This is a genomic window from Ectopseudomonas guguanensis, from assembly GCF_900104265.1.
Classification (GTDB): domain Bacteria; phylum Pseudomonadota; class Gammaproteobacteria; order Pseudomonadales; family Pseudomonadaceae; genus Aquipseudomonas; species Aquipseudomonas guguanensis.
The window spans coordinates 339,543-360,311 of sequence record NZ_FNJJ01000004.1; the positions used below are offsets into that span (position 1 = coordinate 339,543).

Consider the following 20,769-nt stretch of genomic DNA (forward strand, 5'->3'; position numbering starts at 1 on the left):
GGTCACTGGGCGTGATCAGTCGTGCTGGTAGTAGTCCCGTGGCAGGTAACCCATACCGTGCCAGGTGGCGTGCTGCGCCATGAACTCGCGCTGGCTGCTCAGCACGCGCTTGAACATCGGGTCCTTGGCGGCCATCTCGTCCAGCACCTCGTTGCTCACGCGTTGCAGTTCGCGCAGCACCGGCTCGGGCAGCACCTGCGGTTTGACCCCTTCCTGCTGGTAGGCGGCCAGGGCGGCCGGCTGGGCCCACTCGCTCTCGGCGAAGCCCTTGAGCGTGGCCGACTCGCAGCCCATCTCGATCAGCGCGCGGCTCTGCGGCGTCAGCTTGTTCCACACGTCCTGGTTGACCAGCAGGTGCGAGGTGGTGAGGGTCTGGTGCCAGCCCGGCATGATGTAGTTCTTGATGATCTGGTCGAGGCCGAGCATCTTGTCGATCGCAGGCTGGGAGAACTCGGTGGCGTCGATGGTCTTGCGCTCCAGCGCCTGGTAGATCTCGCCGCCGGGGATCATGGTCACCGAGGCGCCGAGCTTCTCCAGCACCTTGCCGCCGATACCGGCGAAGCGGATGCGCAGGCCGTCAAAGTCCTTCAGCTGCTCGATCGGCCGGGCGAACCAGCCGGCGCCTTCCGGGCCGATGATGCTGCACAGCATCGGGTGGATCTTGTGCGGTGCGTAGATTTCTTCCAGCAGCTTCTTGCCGTCGCCCTGGTAGTACCAGGCCAGGTAGGCCGGCGGCTCCATGTTGAAGGGCGCGCCGGAGTACAGCGGCAGCGCCGGGATGCTGCCCTGGTCGTAACCGATCCAGGTGTAGCCGGCCGGGTACTTGCCGCTGCTCACCGCGTTCATGATCTCGAAGGGCGGCACCAGCTCGCCCGGCTCGTAGTAGCGCAGCTGGATGTCGCCGCCGGAGATGGCCTTGAGCGATTCGGAAAGGTGCTTGACCGGGGTGGTCAGGCCCACCAGGTGGGAGGGGAAGGCCAGGGGCACCTGCCAGCGGATCTTCTCGCTGGCCATCGCCGGGCTGGCCAGCAGACTGCCGGCAAGCAGCGCGGCGGCGGAGATACCCAGGGTCAGGCGGGAAAACGAATGTGTGACGGACATGCTGGAGTTCCTTCTTGTTGTTGTAGTTGTTTTCGAACAACGGTCAGGTCGCTCGCGCCTGCACGGAATACTCCGCGCCGCGGCAGCGCCTGCCAGTAGCCTGTGTGGCAATGCGATCTCTATGCCAGCTTCCTGCGCCCTTATAAAACAGCGAGTTAGAGCGCATTCACGGCGCCAGCACGGCGACCAAGTCTTGAAATCTGGACAGTTACGCGAGGAGTACGCCAGACATGTCCAGAAATACAGACATGTCTGGCGGGGGTGGACAGCCCGAGAGGCGAGCCGTCGGCCGCGCTCGTCTCGCGGTTCAGCCGTGCGCGGGCACGCTCCTGCCCGCCAGGCGTCGCCTCAGTTGCTGCAGCGTCCGGCCTGGAAATGGCCCTGGGCCGTTTCCCGCACCCAGGTGCTGAGCCCGGACAGGCTGCCCAGGTACTGGTTGCCGCCGACGGTGTAGTAACCGTAATAGGCACGGCCGGCCATCACGTGGCTGAGGTTGCTGGCGTTCCACTCCTGGCAGGTGAAGGCCTGGCCGCTGCCGCCGCAGGCGGCGGGCCGCTGCGCGTACCAGCGTCCCGGCTCGCCCTCGTACAGCGGAACGTTGCTCCAGGTGTCGAACGAGCCACCGATGTCCACGCCGTCGTCCTTGGCGTAGGCACGCAGGTTGGAGGTGCCGCCGGCGTAGGCGCGACCGGCGCCGATGTGGGCGGAGGGCGAGGCGCTGACGACCTGGCAGGTTTCCACCGGGGCGTTGGGATCGTAGACCTCGACGGTACGGGTGAGCGTGCTGCGGTTGCCGTCGCTGTCGGTGGCCGAATACAGGCAGCTGTAGCTGCCGACGACGCTCGGGTTCACCGCGCTGCAGTCGGCGCTGACCGGCAGGCTGCCGTCTTCCGCGTCGCTGGCGCTGGCACCGGGGTCATTGAAGGTGCTGCCCAGCGGCACCGACAGCGGGTTGTCGCCCTGCAGAACGATCACCGGATGCCCCTGCGGCTGGCTGCCGTCACGGCTGTGGCGGCTGAAGAAGTCCCAGATGATGTCGGGATAGCTGGGGCCGACCTGAAGCGACCATTTGCCGTTGTTGCCCTGGGCACCGCCAATCCAGTAGTGGCCGTGATTGGTGTCCTGGGGGTTGGGCGTGGCCAGGGGGCCGTCGTAGATGACGGTTTCCACCAGCGAGCGAGTCGCCGTGGTGCTGTCCTGGGTGTAGGCGATATGACGGCAGCCGTAGTCGTTCTGATGGTAGGGCGAGCAACCGGTATCGGAGGCCTTGGTGGTCGCCGGGGTGTTGCGGCTGGCACTGCCGAACACCTGCAGGTGGGCGTCGCGCATGTTGTTGGCCGCGGTCTGCAGCACGGTGCAGTCGTTCCTGTTCTGCAGAATCATCAGGGGAATCGGGTAGGCATCGTTGACTTCGCTGCGCATGTCGGCCGCGACCTGGCTGACGCTGCGGAAGGTGGCCGAGCCCGGGCATTGCCCGGACAGCGAGACCGAGGACGCCGTTTCCCGGTACGGCAGGCCTGCCGCCGGCGCTGCCGCCGCCCAGTACTCGTTGTACGCCACGGCAGCGACCAGGGCCATGGCGCCGCCGGACGACAGGCCGGTGATGAAGCGCCGGTTGGCGTCGATGACGAAGTTGGCTTCCACCTGCTGGGCGATGCGGTGCAGGTCCGCGACCTCCCCGCCACCCTGGTGGATGTGCTGCTCGAACCAGAAGCCCCAGCAGTTCTCGTTGCGCAGCCCGTCGTAGCTGGTGATGAAGGGCGCCACCAGAATGAAGCCGTAGCGATCCGCCGCCGCCTTGAGGCCCCAGTCGTTGAGCACGTCGTCGTTGGTCTGCCGGCAGCCATGCAGCGCCATCACCATGGGGGCAGGCGTGCTCAGGCCGGTAGGGACATACACCTTGTAGCTGCGCTCGCGCGAGCCGCTGTAGGCCTGTTGCGGGGAGGTGTAGGAGAAGGTTTGCCCCGCCGTGACCGTGGTCGGCCACAGCAGGATCATCAGCAGGGAACACAGGGCAGCAGTGAAAAAGCGGCAAAGACGCTGATCCGCCATGCCTTGGGGCAAGGATTGCTTGGTCATGGGCGTACTCCGTTATTGACGTTGTTTTCTGGAGGTGCGCGACCACCCTGGGACAGCTCCGAACTGCGGCTGCCCGCCAGACGCTCGCCCTGACGTCTTTGGAATATTCGTGCCAACCGGCAAGGCCCAATGTTTTCAATGAGTTGGCATCAGCGGCGGGCTGAAGCGCAGGTCGTTTCCAGGATCTCGGACAGTTTTATCCGGCCGGCGCCCGCGCAGCGGCCCTTTGTGTCCAGAAGTCGGGAGAAGGCTGTCCAGCGGGTCAGACCCTGGCCCGGCAGCGCCCCGTCCCAGAGCGCCCTGCCCCGCTCCACCGGCATGCGCTCGACCAAGTCCGTCACGGCCTGGATGCCGGCAGCAGCCGCACCAGCAGCGCACCGCAGGAGGCGACGATGGCCAGCGCCACCACCCCACTCCAGCCCCACTGCGCCAGCGCCATGCTGCCCAGCCCGGCACCGCTCGCCATGCCGACGAACACCCCGGTGAACAGCACCGCATTCAGGCGGCTGCGCGCCGGCGGGTCGATGCCGTAGACGATGGTCTGATGGGCGACCAGCGTGGCCTGGATGGCGAAGTCGAAGCCGATGGCGGCGACCACGATCAGGCCCAGCTGGGCCTCGAACGGCAGCGTCTCGACCAGGCCCAGCAGGGCGAACGAGCCCAGCGTCAATGCCGCGCCGAGGCGGGTCACGCCTTCGGGACCGCGACGATCGGCCAGGCGTCCGGCGAGCGGCGCCGCCAGGGCACCGGCCGCACCGGCCAGGCCGAACGCCCCGGCCGCCGCGCTGCCCAGGCCGAAGCGGGCATGCAGCATCACCGCCAGCGTCGACCAGAACGCGCTGAACGCCACCGACAGCAGGCCCTGGGCCAGCGCCGCGCGGCGCAGGGCCGGATAGCGCGACCAGAGCTTGAGCATCGAGCCGAGCAGCGCGCCATAGCCCAGCGCGGTGGTCGCGGCGAAGCGCGGCAGGCCCCGCCAGGCACCGATGGCGAACAGCGCGATGGAGATCGCCGCCACCCCATACACCGCGCGCCAGCCGAACTGCTCGGCGATCAGTCCGCTCATCACCCGCGACAGCAGAATGCCGAGCAGCAGACCGGTCATCACCGTGCCCACGACCGTGCCGCGCTCGCTCTCCGGGGCCATGGTGGCGGCGGCCGGGACGATGTCCTGGGCCATGGTGGCGGCGAGGCCGATGGCCAGGCTGGCGACCAGCAGGGCTCCCACGCCCGGCGCGATGCTGCTCAGCAGCAGGGCCAGCATCAGCATGCCGGCCTTGGCCAGGATGATCCGCCGCCGGTCGTAGCGGTCCCCCAGCGGCGCCAGCAGCAGGATGCCCAGGGCGTAGCCGAGCTGCGTCAGCATCGGCACCAGGCCGACGGCACGCTCGCCAGCCTGGATGTCGGCGCCCAGCACGCCCAGCATCGGCTGGCTGTAGTAGAGGGTGGCGACGCTCAGCCCGGCCCCCGTGGCCAGGAGAAGCACGAGCCCGCGCGATAACGCGGGTGCGCTGTGCGCCAGCGCGGGGGAGCAAGGTGTCGAGGTCATGAGCGTTTTCCCAGAGGTTTGAACGAGGGCGTCATTCTCATCGCGTATCGAAAGACGCTGTAGTAGCCTTCCAGGCAAATCAGTTATGCACTTTACGTATGAGCGAACTCGTCACCAGCCTCGATCGTATCGAACTGCTGCGCACCTTCATCCGCATCGTCGACGCCGGCAGCCTGTCGGCCGCCGCCGCGCAGCTGAACACCACGCAGCCCACCGTCAGCCGTCGCCTGCAGACGCTGGAGCGCTCGCTGGGCCTGCAGCTGCTCAACCGCACCACCCACGGCATGCAGCTGACCGGCGATGGCGAGCGCTGCTACACCTACGCCCGGCAGGTGCTGGAAAGCTGGGCGGAGATGGAGGACGAGCTGATCGGCGCACGCGAAGACCCTCGCGGCACGCTGCGCGTGCAGGTGCCTCACGCCTTCGGCCAGGACCAGCTGATCGCCCCGCTGGGCGAATACCTGCGTCGCTACCCCAACGTGAGCGTGGAGTGGGTGCTGCACGATCGCAGCCCCGACTTCACCGCCGAGGGCATCGATTGTGCGATTCAGGTCGGCTTCATCGAAGACCCGTCGGTGGTCGCCATCCGCCTCGGCGAAGTGCCGCGGATCGTGGTCGCGGCGCCGCAGCTGCTCGGCGACGAGCCGCTGCCCGCCTCGACCGAACAGCTGCAGCGCCTGCCCTGGCTGGCGCTACGCACCTACTACACCGACGAGGTGGTGCTGACCTGCCTGCGTGACGGTCGCTCGCACCGCTTTGCGATCCAGCCGCGGATGAGCACCGACAGCCTCTATGCCCTGCGCAGTGCCGCGCTCGCCGGGCTCGGCGCCTGCGTCAGCTCGGCCTGGATAGTCGCCCGCGATATCGAGGAAGGCCGCCTGGTCCAGCTGATTCCGCAATGGCAGGCCGCGCCCCTGCCGGTCTACCTGATCTACCCGCATGCGCGCAGCTACCCGGCCAAGCTGCGCCTGTTCGCCGAGCTGATCCGCAGCCGCATGCCGAACCTCGTCGGCCTGCGCGCAGCAGGTGCCGAAGGTGCGCAGCCGGGCAGTCGTCACTGACGCGCCGTGCTCAGCGCAGCTTCTCCAGCATCTGGTAGTACCACATGCCGGCGGCCAGCATCGGGTTGCCGAGCTGGTCGCCCAGCGGCACCTTGATGTGTCTGCAGGCGGCGAAGGTGTCGTACTGCTCCAGGTCGCCGGTGATGGCCTTGGCCATGATCTCGCCCATGATGTGGGTGGTGGCGATGCCGTGACCGGAGTAGCCCTGGCAGTACCAGACGTTGCTCGACAGCTTGCCCAGCTGCGGGATGCGGTTCATCACGATGCCCATGGCGCAGCTCCACTGGTAGTCGATCTGCACGCCCTTGAGCTGCGGGAAGGTGCGCTCGATGCACGGGCGCAGCTCGCCGGCGATATCCCGCGAATCGCGCCCGGAGTAGTTGCAGCCGCCGCCGAACAGCAAGCGGCCGTCGGCGGTCAGGCGGTAGTAGTCGAGCACGAAGCGGCAGTCGTACACCGCCAGGTCCTGCGGATTGATCTCTTTCGCCAGCTCGCCCAGCGGCGCGGTGGTAACGATGCCGCCCATGGCCGGGAAGATCAGGCCCTTGAGCTTGCGCCGCTCCAGCTTGTGATAGACGTCGCCGGCCAGCAGTACCTGCTTGGCCTCGATCCGCCCGCCGCGGGTGACCACCGCCGGACGCGCGCCGTGGACGATCTCCAGCACCTCGGAATGCTCGAAGATCAGCGCGCCCAGGCTCTCGGCGGCCCTGGCCTCGCCGATGCACAGGTTGAGCGGGTGCAGGTGCATGTTGCGGGTGTTCCTGATCGCCCCGCAGTAAAGCTCGCTGCCCAGTTGCGCACGCACGCCGGCGGCGTCGAGCAGGGTCACCTCGTCACCCATGCCGCGGCGCTGCGCCTCTTCAAAGGAGGCCTTGAGCTCGTCCATATGGCTGGGCTTCATCGCCGCGTGCAGATGGCCGTGCTTGAGGTCGCAGTCGATGCCGTATTTGGCCACGCGGTTCTTGATGATCTCGTGGCCACGCCAGCGCAGGTGCCAGATGAAGTCGTCCACATCCTCGCCCAGGCTGTTGCGCATCTGCTTGCGCATGGCCTCGTCGCCGGACAGGCTGCCGGTGACCTGGCCGCCGTTGCGCCCGCTGGCGCCCCAGCCGACCTTGTTGGTTTCCACCACGGCCACTTTCAGGCCGCGCTCGGCCAGCTCCACCGCCGTGGCGATGCCGGTGAAACCGCCGCCGATGATGGCCACGTCCACCGTCACGCTGCCCTGCAGCGTCGGGTAGTCGGTCTCGAAGTTGAGCGAGGCCGAGTAATAGGACGGCGCGCGCTCGGCGGCGGGTTTGACGGGTTGGGTGATGGCGTTCATTGCAAAGTCCTCGAAGCGGCTATACGCCGTAGGGTGCGCCGTGCGCACCATGTATGGGTTCGGTGCGCCCAGCGCACCCTACTCAGGCGTTACTCAGATACCAGCGCCAGTCCTGCTCGCCGACCTCGCCCATGAACTGGCGATACTCGGCGCGCTTGACCGCGAGAAACACCTTGAGGAACTCCGCACCGAAGGCGTCGCGCGCCCAGCCGGAGCGCTCCAGCGCCTGGATCGAAGTCAGCCAGTCGGTGGGCAGCAGCTCCTTGGCCTGGGCATAGCCGTTGCCCTGCACCGGCTCCCCCGGATCCAGCCCCTCGCGAATGCCGCGGTGGATGCCGGCGAGGATCGCCGCCGCGGCCAGATAGGGGTTGGCGTCGGCGCCGCAGATGCGGTGCTCGACATGCCGGGTCGGCGCCGGGCCGCCCGGCACGCGCAGGCTGACGGTGCGGTTGTCCACGCCCCAGCTCAAAGCCAGCGGCGCGTAGCTGTTGGCCTGAAAGCGCCGGTAGGAGTTGGCGTTGGGGCAGAACAGCAGCAGCGAGTCGAGCAGGCTGGCGAGCATGCCGCCGACCGCCTGGCGCAGCAGCGGCGTACCGGCAGGGTCTTCACTTGCGAACAGGTTGGCGCCGTCCGCATCGGCCAGGCTCACGTGCATATGCATGCCGGTGCCGGCGATCTCGGCGAACGGTTTGGCCATGAAGCAGGCCTGCATGCCGTGGGCATGAGCGACGCCCTTGACCAGGCGCTTGTAGCGCACCGCCTGGTCCATCGCCGCGAGCGCCGGGCCGTGTTCCAGGGTGATCTCGACCTGGCCGGGGGCATACTCGGAAATGGCCGTGCGCGCCGGGATGCCCTGGGCCTTGCAGGCGGCGTAGAGATCACGCAGGAACGGCTCGATCTGTTCCAGCTCGCGCAGGCCGTAGACCTGGGTCTGCCGCGGGCGACCGCCGTCGGCGTCCAGCGCCGGCTGCGGGCGGCCCTGGGCATCGCGTTTCTGATCGAGCAGGTAGAACTCCAGTTCGCAGGCCATCACCGGGTGGTAGCCGTCGGCCTCGAGCTGCTCGATCACCCGCACCAACAACTGACGCGGATCGGCCGGCGTGGCCGGCAGGCCTTCGCTGGGGTGCATCGATACCTGCACCGCGGCGGTGGGGATCTGCCGCCAGGGCAGACGCACCAGGCTGCCGGGCAGCGGGTAGGCGCGGCAGTCGATATCGCCCACCTCCCAGACCAGGCCGGAGTCCTCGACGTCCTCGCCCTGGATGGACAGGCCGAGCATGGTGCTCGGTAGTGGCCGGCCGCTCTGGTACAGCGCCCGCAGCTCCTCGCGGTGCAGCAGCTTGCCGCGCGGCACGCCATTGGCGTCGAGGATGAACAGCTCGATCAGCTCGATATCGGGGTTGTGCGCGAGGAAGTCCAAGGCTTCCTGCACGGGGGCAAAAGTCGTCATATCGCACTCGCTTGCGCCAGTCGGGCGCTCGGTGTCCGCACGGCCCATTCGATTCTCGAACAGGTTGCACAGGCAGACAAATGGGCATCAGCGGCTGCGGACATGGCGCAGCCATCGGAGTCAGCGGGTGGGGACGATGTCCGGCGGGCGCGCGTGGCGGCAATGCCACAGCGCCCAGAAGGCGAGGATGATGGTCAGCAGCGGGTTGAGCCGCTCGAGCAGGCGGCGCCGCGCCGGGGCGCGGTGGAGCGGAACAGGGACTTGGCAGGCCGGGGAGTTCATGGCTTGGCAGCGTCGCACAGGGTCTGACGTGCGTTAAATCGGGATTTTCATACGCTTGGTTATGCGCCAGCTAAACAAAGCCATACCAGATAATCCGCCGCGATGGAAATCCTGCGCCCTGGCAGCGTTGCTACCCGCGCCCGTCACTCATGCGCTTCAGGCGCCGAGAAATCTGAGAAAAAATGTGCAGAATCTTTTCCAATAAACACCTCTATACTCTGCCAAGAGTATGATTATAAAGGCCTGAACAGGTCCTCTAAATCCGCAGAAAAATGTGCAGAATACATTCATGATCAGTGACAAGAACTACCTGCTCCCCGCCCTACCTGGGGAGCTGCCGGTAGACATTCTGGAAAAGGCCTCGCTGTTGCCCGCCAAAGCTGCCTTTCTCGATGGCCGTCTGGCGCCTGCCACTCGGGCCAGGCTGGTCTCGCTACTGGAAGTCACCAACACCTATTACTCCAACTTGATCGAGGGGCAATACTCTGCCCCGGCCGATATGCAGCGCGCCCAGGCAGCGCCAAAGCGCGAGCGCAAGCAACTCAACGACCTGGCGATGCAGCAGTTAGGCGTACAAACCAGCTTTGAGCGCATCCTGCGTCGCTGGGATGAAGACATTACCTGGTCGACCATGTTTTCCCCCTGGCTGGTCAAACAGGTGCATAAAGCCCTGTTCAAGCACGCTCCTGCCGAGCAGCTTAAGTTGCATGACAGCGAACGCTACCTGGTGCCGGGCAAACTACGCGCTGAACCTGACGAGCAGGTCGAGGTGGGCCAACATCTGGCGCCCGATGCTCAGGTAGTGCACCCCATGCTAGAACTGCTGCAACAGTTCATGGGTGGCTATAAAGACCCTCGCACGCGTTTGATCGCCGCCCTTGCCTATCATCACCGACTCGCCTGGGTTCACCCTTTCATGGATGGTAACGGTCGCCTGGTAAGGCTGATGACCCATCTGCAACTGGTATATCTTGATCTGCGGCCCAACCTATGGTCGCTATCCCGCGGGCTGGCACGCCGCCAAACCGACTACTACGCGATGATGGCTAATGCCGACCGACCCCGTGAAGGCGATCTGGACGGTCGAGGCCAGCTCTCGCTCAAGCATTACCTGGATTTCATCCGCTTTATGCTGGATGTATGCCTGGACCAGATCGACTACATGAGCGAGGCGCTTGACCCGGCCAGGATGCGACAGCGCATCGAGCGCTTGTTCAAATACCATGAGCGCATCAATGCCGCGAAAATCCGCCCGGGCTCTGCAGCAGCCGTGCATGCATTGCTGAGCATGGGCACGATGCCGCGTGCGACCTTCAAAACCTTTCTCGGCCTGAGTGAGCGTCTGGCGATCGACGAGCTCAAGCGCCTCATCGAACTGGGCGTCGTCCTTAGCCCAACGCCCAAATCACGGAACGTGGAACCAGGCCTACCGGTATGGTTCGCGCAGGAAATTTTCCCCGATCTGCATCGTCGCTTTACCTAGCCGGCCAGGCCGCCCCTACGGCTCTGGCCGATAGCCCAGACGCAAGCCGCCCCAATGCCGCCCCTGCACCATGATGGGCACCGACAGGTCATGCATCAGCTCGCCGGTATCGCGCATGTAGGTCTGCAGCAGCAGGGCCTGCCTGTGGCTGCCGCAACGGATACCGGTGCGGTCGTTGAACAGGCGCTTGCCGCGGCTCTTGGCGGCATCCACCGCGGCATCGCCGGTGGGCGGGTGGTTGAAGGCGGCGTTGTGCGTGGGCACGTAGCCTTCCGGAGTCGTGGAGATGGCGAACACCAGCCCTTCGTGGCGCTTGAGCAAGGGCTCCTGCAGCGCCGGCAGCACCTGATCGGCGTACTGGTCGAAGCGGGTGCGGTACTTCTGCGGCTGGGTGCCGGGGATCGGCTGGTAGTGACGATCGAACAGGTCGTCGAGGCTGATACGCCCGGCCTGCAGGTCTTGTTCGAACTGTGCGGCGATGGCTGCCGCGCCCTCGCGGGCGAGGTCGTAGGCGCGCTGGTGATAGTCGTCCAGACCCACTTCGGCGAGCTGCTCGCTGACCGTCTCGGCCTGGCCGACCAGCTGTTCGGCGGCAGCGGCCAGTTGCCGCGTCTGCCCCTCGCTGCCCTGTACATCGTCCTGCAGCTGCAGCGCAGCCGCCGACAGGCTGGCCAGGCGCTGGTGATTGTCGGCGGTGCCGGCGCTGATCTGCGCCACCTGCTGCTCGACCTCCTCGGCCTGGTCGGCAATGCCGTGCAGACGGCTGCCGGCGGTCTCGATCTGCTGCGCGGCCTGCTCCAGCTCGAGGCTCTGACGCTGGATATGGGCGACCACCGCCGTACTCTGCTGGCGGATGTCGGCGATCATCTGGCTGACTTCCTCGGTGGCACTGGCGGTGCGCGCGGCGAGGTTGCGTACCTCGTCGGCGACTACGGCAAAGCCGCGGCCCATCTCGCCGGCGCGCGCCGCCTCGATGGCGGCGTTGAGCGCCAGCAGGTTGGTCTGGCTGGCGATGGACTGGATCACCTGGGTGACCTGCTCGATCTGTTCGGTGCGGCTGCCCAGACCGTCGATCAGCTCGCGGCTGGCCAGGGTCTGCGCGCTGAGCTGCTGCATGCGCGCGATGGCCTGATTGAGCTCGGCCTGGCCGCTGGCACTGGCTTCACGCACATGCTGCGCAGCCGCCAGGGTGTGTTCGGCGCGGGCCGCGCTGTCCTGCTCGGTATGGGTGATGGCTTCGGCCGCCTGGCTGACCTGCTGCACCGCCGCCAGTTGCGACTGCAGGCGCTCGGCCAAATGCTTGACGGCATGGGCCACCTTGGCCGCGGACAGCGCGTTGTGGCAGGTATGCCGCGACAGGCCGCGGCTGAGTTCGACGAAGTCCGTGCTGGCGGCCTGCCGCACGGCGGGCGCGGCATCGTCACGGCGCTGCCATGGACCAAGCCAGGGCCACAGCGCCAGCAGCAGGAAGGACGGCACGCTGATGTAAGCCGGCAGCTGCACCTGCTGGTAGACCAGCATCAGCGCGGCCAGCCCCACGGCATGGAGGAAACAGGCAACGGGTGAACGGATAAAGGCAGCTTGCATGACCGACCTCAGAGTTCTTGTTCTGGTGCGCGGCGAGGCGCTGTAGGCGGACGGGGTCACGACGGGTACTCTCCCTGAATATCCCACGCGACCTGGGCAGCAGGCTACGTGGATGCAGGCCCGGCGAAAAACACGCTATCAGAGCCGGGCACCATGGCCGCGATTCGAGCAGCTTGGAAGCACCGGCACCATAAAACTTTGGTAGCACCCTGCCATGAATTTAGACGGTCCTCCACCTGGCAGGCCGATAAATCCAACGCCGCCTTGCGCAGCCGCCGCGCCTCGGGGCAAGGCTGTTCCAGCACGCAGGCGGGTTGGCTGCCGGCATACACTGTATCGACGGCAAAGGCAGTGGCATGAGCGGATCGTGCAGAAGCCCGCTTCGGCCTTGACCCGTTGCGTCGCCACCCAAGCGGTTCGACGGCGGCTACCCCACCATGCGATGGCGCTTGACGAAACGTCGGTCCAGCCAGTCCTTGCAATGCCCGTACAGCTGCCCGCCAGCGCTCCAGTCATGCCAGCCCAGCAAAGCTCCACCATCACCGGTGGCGAGCAGCGCCAGGCTCTGCCATTGCGCCCGGTACTGACGCAGCGGGCGGCCCTGCAACGCGGCCTGCAGGTTGGCGCCGAGCACCGGCGCCTGGCGCACCGCGAAGCGCCCGCTGCGGCGCATGCCGTCGAGGCTGGCGCTGTCGCCGACGGCGAAGATCTGCGCGTGGGATTCGCTCTGCAGGGTCGGACGAATGGCGATGAACCCGGCTGCATCGCTGGCCAGCTGGCTGGCCGTCAGCCACGGCCAGGGCCGCGCACCACTGGCCAGCAGCAGGCGCCGCCCGCGCCATACCGGCTCGTCGCCGCTGAGCAGCCAGTCATCCTCGATCCGCCCGATCGGACAATGCTCGCGCACCTGCACGCCGCGCTGACGCAGATGGCCCAGTGCACGCAGGCGCAGCCCCGGCGACAAGCCATCGAGCAAGGTGCCGCCGCAGAACAGCGCCAGCGCCGGCACCTGGTCGGCCAGCGCCAGGGCCAGCTCCACGCCGCCGGCCCCGCCACCGAGAATGGCCATGCGCCGCGGCTCGGCCTGCCACTGCTGCCAGCCTTCGAGCAGCTTGTCGATGGGTCTGGCGGCCAGTACCTGCATGGCATCGCCCTGCTGCGGCGGGATGGCCATGCCGGCACCGACATTGAGCGACAGCCACTCGCCCGCAAGGCTGCGCCCATCGGCCAGGCGCAGCACGCGGGCATCGGCATCCAGCGCAGCGATCTCGCCCTCGATCAGATCGACCTTGGCCGCGCGGCACAGTGGCTGCAGTTCCACCCGGCAGTCCGCGGCGCTGAAGCGGCCGCTGATCAGCCCCGGCAACATGCCGGCGTACCAGGCTTCGGGGCCGAGGCTGAGCAAGGCGATGCGACCGGGCGGGCGCTCCACCAGGGCCCAGCGGCGCAATACACCGAGATGGGCATGGCCGGCCCCGGCCAGGATCAGGTCGTACTGGATCATGCGTTGTTGCATCCGTCGCGGTACTGGCTCGGCGTCTGCCCGGTCCAGCGTTTGAAGGCCCGGCCGAAGCTGCTGCTGTCGCTGAAGCCGAGCAGGTAGGCAATTTCGCTGATCGAACAGCGCGGGTCGCGCATATGCCGCAGGGCCAGGGCATGGCGTGTCTCGCCGAGCAGCGCCTCGTAGCTGGTGCCCTCGTCAGCAAGGTGGCGCTGCAGGCTGCGCAGGCTCAGGTGCAGGGTCTGGGCGATGCGCTCGGCGGACGGCTCTCCGTCGGGCAACTGCGCCTCCAGGCAGCTGCGCACCCGCTCGCTGCAACTGGCCGCCTGCAGTTGTTCCAGGTTGCGCCGCAATACCGCCTCGTTGTGTTCGGCCAGTTCCGGGTTGCCGTCGTCCAGGCGCTGCTCGAAGGCGGCGCGGGGAAAGCGCAGCAGGCTCTCGTCAGCCTCGAACTGCAGCGGCGCGCGGAACACCGCCTGCCAGGGCGTCGGGTCAGCCGGTCGCGGCCGTTGCAGCTGCACCAGCAACGGCGAGAAATCCCGGCTCAGACGATTGCGACAGCTACGCACGTAGATCGCGGCGAAGGCGTCCAGTGCCTCGGGCGCAGGTGCCGGGCTGCCTGGCGGTACACGAAAGCGAAACTCGTAGGCCTCGCCCACCTCGCGCAACTCCAGCTGCAGTGCATCGCTGACCACCCGGTGGTAACGCACGATGCGTTCGAACATCTCGCGCAGGCTGCTGCTGGCGATCAGCGCATAACCCAGGGCGTGGAAGGTGGTCGGGCTGACGTACTGCGAGGTCTTCAGGCCCAGTGCCGGGTCACCGCTGGCGGCCACCGCCAGTTGCCACAGGCGCGTGGTCAGCGATAGCGGGCAGCGTGCGTTGGGGTCGTCGAGCAGCGCCGGGTCGAGCCCCGCTTCGCGGCACAGGGCAGCGCTGTCGAGCCCGAGGGCATCGAGCTGCTTGCGCAGGGCGCGGGTCCAGCTGGCCAGGGTGGTGGGTTCGGCGGTCATGCAGATTGGCGTATCCGGTAGGCAGGTTGGCGTGCACGGTCGGGCGCTCTGACGACCGTCACGGCACAGTGAAGTCACAACCGATAACAAGAGGATGTCGGCATGTCCCCTTCTCCCGCAAGCCTTAATGACCAGCAACGCGCCGCTTATATCCGTGAACAGGTGATGGCCCACGGCAACGCCCTGCGTCAGCGCTACCCGATCCTGCAGCATCAGGACGCCCTCGGTGCCGGCATCCTGGCCTTCGCCCTGCTCGGCATGATCGGCTCGGCGGCGCTGTACATCGGCGGCCATCTGCCCTGGTGGGCCTGCCTGCTGCTCAATGCCTTCTTCGCCTCGCTGACCCACGAGCTCGAACATGACCTGATCCACTCGATGTATTTCCGCAAGCAGCCGCTGCCGCACAACCTGATGCTGGCGCTGGTCTGGCTGGCGCGGCCGAGCACCATCAACCCCTGGGTGCGCCGCCACCTGCACCTGAACCACCACAAGGTTTCCGGCAGCGAAGCCGACATGGAAGAGCGCGCCATCACCAACGGCGAGCCCTGGGGCATCGCGCGCCTGCTGATGGTCGGCGACAACATGATGAGTTCGTTCATCCGCTGGCTGCGGGCGAAGACCCCCGAGCACCGCAGGCTGATCCTCACTCGTACGCTGAAGGTCTATGCGCCGCTGGGGCTGCTCAACTGGGCGACCTGGTACCTGTTCCTCGGTTTCCATCTGCTGGACTGGGCCAGCGCCGCCCTCGGCGCGCCGATCGCCTGGTCGGCCACCACGCTGAGCGTGATGCAGGTGGTGAACGTCGCCGTGGTGGTGCTGGTCGGCCCCAATGTGCTGCGCACCTTCTGCCTGCACTTCGTCAGCTCCAACATGCACTACTACGGCGATGTCGAGCCGGGCAACGTGATCCAGCAAACCCAGGTGCTCAACCCCTGGTGGCTGTGGCCGCTGCAGGCGTTCTGCTTCAACTTCGGCAGCAGCCATGCGATCCATCATTTCGTGGTCAAGGAGCCCTTCTACGTTCGCCAGCTGACCGTGCCCTTCGCCCACCGGGTGATGCGCGAGATGGGCGTGCGCTTCAACGACTTCGGCACCTTCGCCCGGGCCAATCGCTGGACCCGCGCAGCGCAGGCGCGCGAGGAGCGCACGCAGGCGGCCTGATCGAGGCGCTGGGGGCGGCCTTTGCTCGTGCGATCCCGACGGATGAGACTCGCCGCGCAATCATCGCGCCAGTAGTCGGCTAGAATCCATCTGCGCCTGACCGCTCCCAGACCCGACTGCGTCCACCGGACTTCGGCGCCCTCGTAGTAGCCATGAGGCGCCAAGGATGCTTCGACCGCTTCGCTCACTGCTCTTGCTGCTATGCCTGGCCTGCACCTTGCCGGCCTGGGCCGGCGACGCGCTGCCACTGCTGAAGCTCAGCGCCGCCGAGCTGGCCAGCCCGGTGAGCATCGAGCACAGCCTGCTGCTGGAAGACCCCAGCGGCCAGCTGAGCGCCAGCGAGGTGCTGCAGCGCATCGCCCGCGAAGGCCAGCCGGTCGAGGGCACCGCCCGCATCGGCTACACGCGCAGCGTCTGGTGGCTCGCCGTGCAGCTGCAGGCGCCGCCGGCCGAGCGCCTGCAACTGATCATCGGCCAGACCTTCCTCGATGATCTGGAGGTCTGGCTGTTCGACGGCGAGCAGCCCCTGGGTCCGCTGTACAGCGGCGCGAAACGTCCGTTCGACGAACGTGGCGAACCCTATCCGCAGTTTCTGCTCAGCCTGCCTCGGCTCGATGATGGCCCGCACAGCCTGCTGCTGCGCGTGCAGAGTCATTCGGCGATCAACCTGCCGCTGCAGCTGGTCGGTGCCCAGCAGGGCCAGCAACTGATTGCCCACAGCTGGCTGCAGAGCGGTCTGCTGATCGGCGTGCTGATCGCCCTGGCGCTGTTCTATCTGGTCAAGTACAGCACCCTGCGCGAAGCGCAGCTGGCCTACTTCAGCCTCACCTCGCTGTGCGTGGCGCTGTACAACGCCAGCCTGTACAACCTGGCCGGGCTGCTCTGGCCACAGTGGCCGCATCTGCCCAAGCTGCTGGTCAATCTGCCCACCGCAGGCATGATGATCTTCAGCTCGCTGTTCATCGCCAGCGCCCTCGGTCTGCGACTGGGGCGCCTGCGCTGGCTGCGCAATGCGCTGTTCGCCGCCACCCTGGCGGTCAGCGTGGGCGGCCTGCTGGTCGAACATCCCTACGCCTACCAGACGTTGAACCTGCTGACCCTGGCCACCGGCCTCTATCAGCTGCTGCTGATGGTGCTCGGCATCGTCCAGCGCCGCCCCTACGCCCCCGGCTACCTGCTGTGCTGGAGCGCCGCGCTGGTGCTGATGCTGCTGGTGCCGCTGAGCCGCGCCGGGCTGATTCCGCTGCCGGCCGGCTTCTATGCGCTGTACGCCTACCTGCCGGCATTGAGCATGCTGCTGTTCGGTGCCCTGCTCGACAAACAGCTGGAACGCGTGCGTCGCGTGCTGCTGAGCAGCCAGGCGCAGGCCATCGACAACCTGGAGCAGTACCAGGCGCTGTTTCGTCACAGCGGCGAGGGCATCTTCCGCTGCCAGCGCGACGGCCGCCTGCTGGAGGCCAACCCGAGCCTGGCGCGCCTGCTCGGCAGCGACCTCCTGCCGGATGACCTCGACAAGCTGTCCCTGCAGCGCCTGGTGGGGGAAGCGCAGTGGCGTTCACTGCTGCGCCAGCTCGACGAGCAGGGCGGCGCGGTCAGCTGCGAATGCGAGCTCTACGACCTGGCGCAACGCCCGCGCTGGGTCTACCTGTCCCTGCACCTGCGCGCCCAGCAAGACTGCATCGAAGGCATAGTGGTCGATCTCAGCGAGCGCCGCGCCCTGGAAGAACGTCTGCAGCAACTGGCCGCACACGACGCCCTGACCGGCCTGCTCAACCGCCGCGAGCTGGAGAGGCTGCTCTCGGAAACCCTCGGCGGCACCGCCAAGCGGCGCTTCAGCCACCTGTTGCTACTGGGACTGGATCGCTTCAAGCAGGTCAACGACCTGTGCGGCCATTCGGCTGGCGACCAGTTGCTGCGCCAGCTGGCCGCCCAGCTGCAGCATCAGTTGCCGCGCCATGCCGAACTGGCCAGGGTTGGCGGCGACGAGTTCGCCGTGCTGCTGCGCGAGGTCGATGACGCAGCTGCGCTGGACCAGGCCGAGCAACTGCGGCGGGCCGTCGAGCAGTTCGTCTTCACCTGGCAGGGACGGCCGTTCCGCCTGCATGTCAGCATCGGCATGCTGGCGCTGAGTTCCGGCGTACGGGACTGGGAAACCGCGCTGAACTGGGCCAGCAGCGCCAGCCAGCTGGCCAAGCATCAGGGCCGCAACCGCGTGCAGCAGTTCAACCCGGCCGACGGCGCCCTGCTCGAGCATCAACGCCAGCTGCAGTGGATCACCCGCCTGCGCGAGGCCTGCGAACGCGGCCATTTCGAGCTGTTCTTCCAGCCGGTGCTGGCCCTGCAGAACGCCGCCGCCGGCCTGCACTACGAGGTGCTGCTGCGTTACCACGACCCGCACAGCGGCGAGTGGATCAGCCCGGTACAGTTTCTCGACGCAGCGGCGCGCTACGACTTTCTCGGCGCCATCGACCGCTGGGTGATCCAGCACCTGTGCGCCTGGCTGGCAGCCAACCCGCGCCACCTGGCGCAACTGGCGCAGGTCAATGTCAACATCAGCGCCAGTTCCCTGCTCGACTGCGGCTTCCATCGCCTGCTGCAGGACGAACTGCAGCGCCACGGCCTGCCGCCCGCCAAGCTGTGCATCGAAGTGACCGAGATGGTCGCCCTGGGCGAGCTGGGCGTTTCCGCGCAGTGGATCGAGGAACTGCGCAGCCAGGGCCTGCAGGTCGCGCTGGACGACTTCGGCAGCGGCTTCGCCTCCTATGCCTACCTGCGCCACCTGCCGCTGGACATCCTGAAGATCGACGGCAGCTTCATCCGCGGCATCGAGCACGATCCGATCAACCAGGCGATGGTCGGCTCGATGCGCCAGATCGCCACGCAACTCGGCCTGGTCACCGTCGCCGAGTTCGTCGAGACCCAGGCCAGCCTGGACTGCCTGCGCCGCCTGGGCATTGACTACGCCCAGGGTTATTTCGTCGGCCACCCGCAACCCCTGCGCCAGCTGGCCGATGACGCGCGCCGTCACGGTACTCAGCAGGCCTGATAGAGCTCCGCCGGTACGCGCTCGAGCAGCCCCTGCTGCAGACGCAACAGGCGCACGCAGCGCGCCTCGGCCAGGCTCGCCGGCTGCTCGCCGGGCGGCAGCGCCAGCAGCAGGCCGCTGAGATTGAGCACCAGTGCCTCGCGCGAGAACACGCCGCTGCCCAATCCATAGAACGCCGCGATCAGCTCGCGCAGGCCGAACGGCAGGCGCCAGCGGATACGCAGGGCCGAACCGAAGCTGGCCGCCCGGCGCTGCATGGCCTGCTCGATCTGCTCGTCGCGCAACTCGCCGCCCGCCTCCAGCCAGTCCTGCAGGCTGCGCAACAAGGCCAGCTCGCCCAGGTTGTGCAGCAGACCGGCGGTGTAGCACAGCTCGGCATCGAGCCGCAGTTCGAGCGCCAGCCAGCGCGCCAGGTCGGCACTGCGTCGCGCCTGCTGCCAGGCATGAGAAGCCAGCTCGGCCAGACGCGGATCGCGCAATTGCGCATTGCGCTGCAGGGCCAGCCCCAGCACCAGGTTCAGCGTACGCGCCACGCCCAGGCGATGCAGCGCCTGGGCCAGCGTCTGACAGGGCACGCCCTGATGCTGGGCGGCGGTGCTGGCGGCAGCGATCAGCAATGCAGTGATCTGCGGGTCGCTGGCGAATATCGCCTCCAGCTCGCCCAGGTCCTGCTCGCCGGCCTGCAGGCCCTGGCTCACCGCATTGCGCACATCGCTGAGCAGCGGCGCCCCCTGCCCTTCCTCGCGCACCGTATCGAGAAAATCATGCAGCTCGCTGACCAGCAGCGGCTGACGCACCACCACCGCGGCCGTAGCCGAAGGCAGCAGGGCCTGCAGGCGCTGGCGCAGACCCTCGGCATTGAAGGGTTTGGCCAGATAGGCACTGGGCGCCAGCGGGCGCGCCGCACGCACGCTGCTGGCATCGAAGCGACCACTGATGAGCACGAACGGCAGCGCCGGAGTCCGCGGGTGTCGGCGCAACTGGCGCAGCAGCTCCAGGCCATCGAGGCCGGGCAGCTCGCCATCGGCGATCACCAGGTCGGGCAGCCGACGCTTGCAACGCGCCAGCGCCGCCTGGCCATCGCTGACCTGCAGCACGCGGGCATCGCCACGCACGTCCAGCACCAGCTGCTGGAGCAGGTTGGAGGTCCAGGGATCGGCTTCGGCAATCAGGACTTCGACACAATGAGCTGGAGCGGTCATGCAAGCCTCTGGGCGAATGACGAACGTGCCCGAACCCGCATGCGCCCACACCCCCCAAAAGCTGGCGGATGAGTCAGTTCCATGGCAACGGCGCAGTCTAAACCGCGGTTTTGCGTGACGTAAGTCGCAGAAGGTCGAGTTGCGCAAAAAATTGCGCGACCAAAGGCCGCGCCAGCCGGCCCGTCAGGCATAAAAAAAGCCCGCCGATTAGGGCGGGCTTCTTCGACAGGCAGCCGATCAATTACTTGATCTTGGCTTCCTTGTACATCACGTGCTTGCGTACGACCGGATCGTATTTCTTGATTTCGATCTTGTCGGGGGTAGTGCGCTTGTTCTTGTCGGTGGTGTAGAAGTGGCCGGTACCGGCGCTGGACACCAAACGGATCAGTTCACGCATGACTCTCTCCTTAAACCTTTTCGCCGCGAGCGCGCAGCTCGGCCAGCACTACATCGATGCCACGCTTGTCGATCACACGCATGCCCTTGGCGGATACGCGCAGACGCACGAAGCGCTTCTCGGACTCGACCCAGAAGCGATGGTGCTGCAGGTTCGGCAGGAAACGACGACGGGTTTTGTTGTTTGCGTGGGAAATGTTGTTCCCGGTTACCGGACCCTTACCGGTAACTTGACAGACTCTCGACATGCCTCAGCCCTCTAAAACCACATGCCCAACCCGGCATGGGTTGGCCGCTTAAACTCAATGTCATTGGCGCTCAGCGCCGCGTTTCTCGAGGGTCTTACCGGGCGCACTGGATAGCGCAAGAACCGGGCCCCTAGAAAAGAGCGCTGCTTTATACCAGAAAGCCCCGGGGGCAACAAGGGAAACCGCAGGATAAAACACGAGGCCTGGCACACCGACAGGCCAGGGGCCGGGCTCCAGGGGCCTGATCAAGATTCGACCGCTCGTCGCCTTCTCCCGGTATTCATGC

General features: G+C 66.9%; 16 protein-coding genes. 4 read left to right on the forward strand and 12 right to left on the reverse strand.

Features of this window, described 5'->3' with window-relative positions; translation table 11 throughout:
- Window positions 1-15: 15 nt before the first annotated feature.
- The 3 genes from BLS61_RS08375 to BLS61_RS08385 all read right to left on the reverse strand — a co-directional run bounded on the left by BLS61_RS08375 (window position 16) and on the right by BLS61_RS08385 (window position 4,729).
- Window positions 16-1,101: a TRAP transporter substrate-binding protein gene (locus BLS61_RS08375; RefSeq protein ID WP_012020127.1), complete on the reverse strand. Its 1,086-nt coding sequence runs from the start codon at window positions 1,099-1,101 to the stop codon at window positions 16-18.
- Between the two features lie 348 nt (window positions 1,102-1,449).
- Window positions 1,450-3,180: an extracellular catalytic domain type 1 short-chain-length polyhydroxyalkanoate depolymerase gene (locus BLS61_RS08380; protein ID WP_090429769.1), complete on the reverse strand. Its 1,731-nt coding sequence runs from the start codon at window positions 3,178-3,180 to the stop codon at window positions 1,450-1,452.
- Window positions 3,181-3,517: 337 nt separating this feature from the next.
- A complete protein-coding gene (locus BLS61_RS08385; RefSeq protein WP_090429771.1) occupies window positions 3,518-4,729 on the reverse strand; it encodes an MFS transporter in 1,212 nt (403 codons plus the stop codon).
- Window positions 4,730-4,827: 98 nt separating this feature from the next.
- On the opposite strand from BLS61_RS08385, the gene BLS61_RS08390 reads away from it, so the two are divergent.
- Window positions 4,828-5,790, forward strand: coding sequence for a LysR family transcriptional regulator (locus BLS61_RS08390; RefSeq protein WP_090429773.1), 963 nt, complete (start codon window positions 4,828-4,830; stop codon window positions 5,788-5,790).
- 10 nt (window positions 5,791-5,800) lie between these two features.
- Here BLS61_RS08390 and BLS61_RS08395 read toward each other — a convergent pair whose 3' ends face one another.
- The 3 genes from BLS61_RS08395 to BLS61_RS23385 form a co-directional block, all read right to left on the reverse strand.
- Entirely contained in the window at window positions 5,801-7,114 is a 1,314-nt protein-coding gene (locus tag BLS61_RS08395) for an NAD(P)/FAD-dependent oxidoreductase (RefSeq protein WP_090429776.1), read from the reverse strand.
- Between the two features lie 82 nt (window positions 7,115-7,196).
- Window positions 7,197-8,564 (reverse strand): glutamine synthetase family protein, encoded by a 1,368-nt coding sequence (locus tag BLS61_RS08400; RefSeq protein WP_090429906.1) that lies wholly within the window; start codon window positions 8,562-8,564, stop codon window positions 7,197-7,199.
- A gap of 120 nt (window positions 8,565-8,684) precedes the next feature.
- Entirely contained in the window at window positions 8,685-8,864 is a 180-nt protein-coding gene (locus tag BLS61_RS23385; protein ID WP_139205544.1) for a hypothetical protein, read from the reverse strand.
- Window positions 8,865-9,135: 271 nt separating this feature from the next.
- Between BLS61_RS23385 and BLS61_RS08405 the strand changes: the two genes are divergently transcribed.
- Entirely contained in the window at window positions 9,136-10,329 is a 1,194-nt protein-coding gene (locus BLS61_RS08405) for a Fic family protein (protein WP_090429778.1), read from the forward strand.
- 15 nt (window positions 10,330-10,344) lie between these two features.
- Here the strand turns inward: BLS61_RS08405 and BLS61_RS08410 are convergent, their stop codons facing one another.
- The 3 genes from BLS61_RS08410 to BLS61_RS08420 form a co-directional block, all read right to left on the reverse strand.
- Window positions 10,345-11,916 carry a methyl-accepting chemotaxis protein gene (locus BLS61_RS08410; protein WP_208598783.1) on the reverse strand — a complete coding sequence of 524 codons (1,572 nt, stop codon included), beginning with the start codon at window positions 11,914-11,916 and terminating at the stop codon, window positions 10,345-10,347.
- 427 nt (window positions 11,917-12,343) lie between these two features.
- On the reverse strand, window positions 12,344-13,420 hold the full coding sequence (locus BLS61_RS08415) for an FAD-dependent oxidoreductase (RefSeq protein WP_090429780.1): 1,077 nt from the start codon (window positions 13,418-13,420) through the stop codon (window positions 12,344-12,346).
- Window positions 13,417-14,430, reverse strand: coding sequence for an AraC family transcriptional regulator (locus tag BLS61_RS08420; protein WP_090429782.1), 1,014 nt, complete (start codon window positions 14,428-14,430; stop codon window positions 13,417-13,419). The genes BLS61_RS08415 and BLS61_RS08420 overlap by 4 nt, the downstream gene beginning before the upstream one ends.
- A gap of 102 nt (window positions 14,431-14,532) precedes the next feature.
- On the opposite strand from BLS61_RS08420, the gene BLS61_RS08425 reads away from it, so the two are divergent.
- Window positions 14,533-15,591, forward strand: coding sequence for a fatty acid desaturase (locus BLS61_RS08425; protein WP_090429784.1), 1,059 nt, complete (start codon window positions 14,533-14,535; stop codon window positions 15,589-15,591).
- 166 nt (window positions 15,592-15,757) lie between these two features.
- Complete coding sequence (locus tag BLS61_RS08430; protein WP_090429786.1) at window positions 15,758-18,637, forward strand: EAL domain-containing protein; 2,880 nt, start codon at window positions 15,758-15,760, stop codon at window positions 18,635-18,637.
- On the opposite strand, the gene BLS61_RS08435 is transcribed toward BLS61_RS08430, so the two are convergent.
- From BLS61_RS08435 to rpmB, 3 genes are all read right to left on the reverse strand, one after another.
- The gene (locus BLS61_RS08435) at window positions 18,625-19,839 is read right to left on the reverse strand and encodes an HDOD domain-containing protein (RefSeq protein ID WP_090429788.1); all 1,215 of its coding nucleotides are present in this window, start codon (window positions 19,837-19,839) and stop codon (window positions 18,625-18,627) included. The two genes, BLS61_RS08430 and BLS61_RS08435, sit on opposite strands and share 13 nt — an antisense overlap.
- 241 nt (window positions 19,840-20,080) lie before the next feature.
- Window positions 20,081-20,236: a 50S ribosomal protein L33 gene (gene rpmG, locus BLS61_RS08440; protein ID WP_003242516.1), complete on the reverse strand. Its 156-nt coding sequence runs from the start codon at window positions 20,234-20,236 to the stop codon at window positions 20,081-20,083.
- Window positions 20,237-20,246: 10 nt separating this feature from the next.
- The gene (gene rpmB, locus BLS61_RS08445) at window positions 20,247-20,483 is read right to left on the reverse strand and encodes a 50S ribosomal protein L28 (protein WP_003242523.1); all 237 of its coding nucleotides are present in this window, start codon (window positions 20,481-20,483) and stop codon (window positions 20,247-20,249) included.
- Window positions 20,484-20,769 lie beyond the last annotated feature (286 nt).

Excerpts from the sequence above, each read along its gene's own strand:
- BLS61_RS08400 (WP_090429906.1), bottom strand. The coding sequence starts at position 8,564 with ATGACGACTTTTGCCCCCGTGCAGGAAGCCTTGGACTTCCTCGCGCAC.
- BLS61_RS08420 (WP_090429782.1), bottom strand. The coding sequence starts at position 14,430 with ATGACCGCCGAACCCACCACCCTGGCCAGCTGGACCCGCGCCCTGCGC.
- BLS61_RS08395 (WP_090429776.1), bottom strand. The coding sequence starts at position 7,114 with ATGAACGCCATCACCCAACCCGTCAAACCCGCCGCCGAGCGCGCGCCG.
- BLS61_RS08425 (WP_090429784.1), top strand. The coding sequence starts at position 14,533 with ATGTCCCCTTCTCCCGCAAGCCTTAATGACCAGCAACGCGCCGCTTAT.
- rpmG (WP_003242516.1), bottom strand. The coding sequence starts at position 20,236 with ATGCGTGAACTGATCCGTTTGGTGTCCAGCGCCGGTACCGGCCACTTC.
- BLS61_RS08385 (WP_090429771.1), bottom strand. The coding sequence starts at position 4,729 with ATGACCTCGACACCTTGCTCCCCCGCGCTGGCGCACAGCGCACCCGCG.
- BLS61_RS08380 (WP_090429769.1), bottom strand. The coding sequence starts at position 3,180 with ATGACCAAGCAATCCTTGCCCCAAGGCATGGCGGATCAGCGTCTTTGC.
- BLS61_RS08405 (WP_090429778.1), top strand. The coding sequence starts at position 9,136 with ATGATCAGTGACAAGAACTACCTGCTCCCCGCCCTACCTGGGGAGCTG.
- BLS61_RS08430 (WP_090429786.1), top strand. The coding sequence starts at position 15,758 with ATGCTTCGACCGCTTCGCTCACTGCTCTTGCTGCTATGCCTGGCCTGC.
- BLS61_RS08410 (WP_208598783.1), bottom strand. The coding sequence starts at position 11,916 with ATGCAAGCTGCCTTTATCCGTTCACCCGTTGCCTGTTTCCTCCATGCC.
- BLS61_RS08390 (WP_090429773.1), top strand. The coding sequence starts at position 4,828 with ATGAGCGAACTCGTCACCAGCCTCGATCGTATCGAACTGCTGCGCACC.
- BLS61_RS08415 (WP_090429780.1), bottom strand. The coding sequence starts at position 13,420 with ATGATCCAGTACGACCTGATCCTGGCCGGGGCCGGCCATGCCCATCTC.
- rpmB (WP_003242523.1), bottom strand. The coding sequence starts at position 20,483 with ATGTCGAGAGTCTGTCAAGTTACCGGTAAGGGTCCGGTAACCGGGAAC.
- BLS61_RS08435 (WP_090429788.1), bottom strand. The coding sequence starts at position 19,839 with ATGACCGCTCCAGCTCATTGTGTCGAAGTCCTGATTGCCGAAGCCGAT.
- BLS61_RS08375 (WP_012020127.1), bottom strand. The coding sequence starts at position 1,101 with ATGTCCGTCACACATTCGTTTTCCCGCCTGACCCTGGGTATCTCCGCC.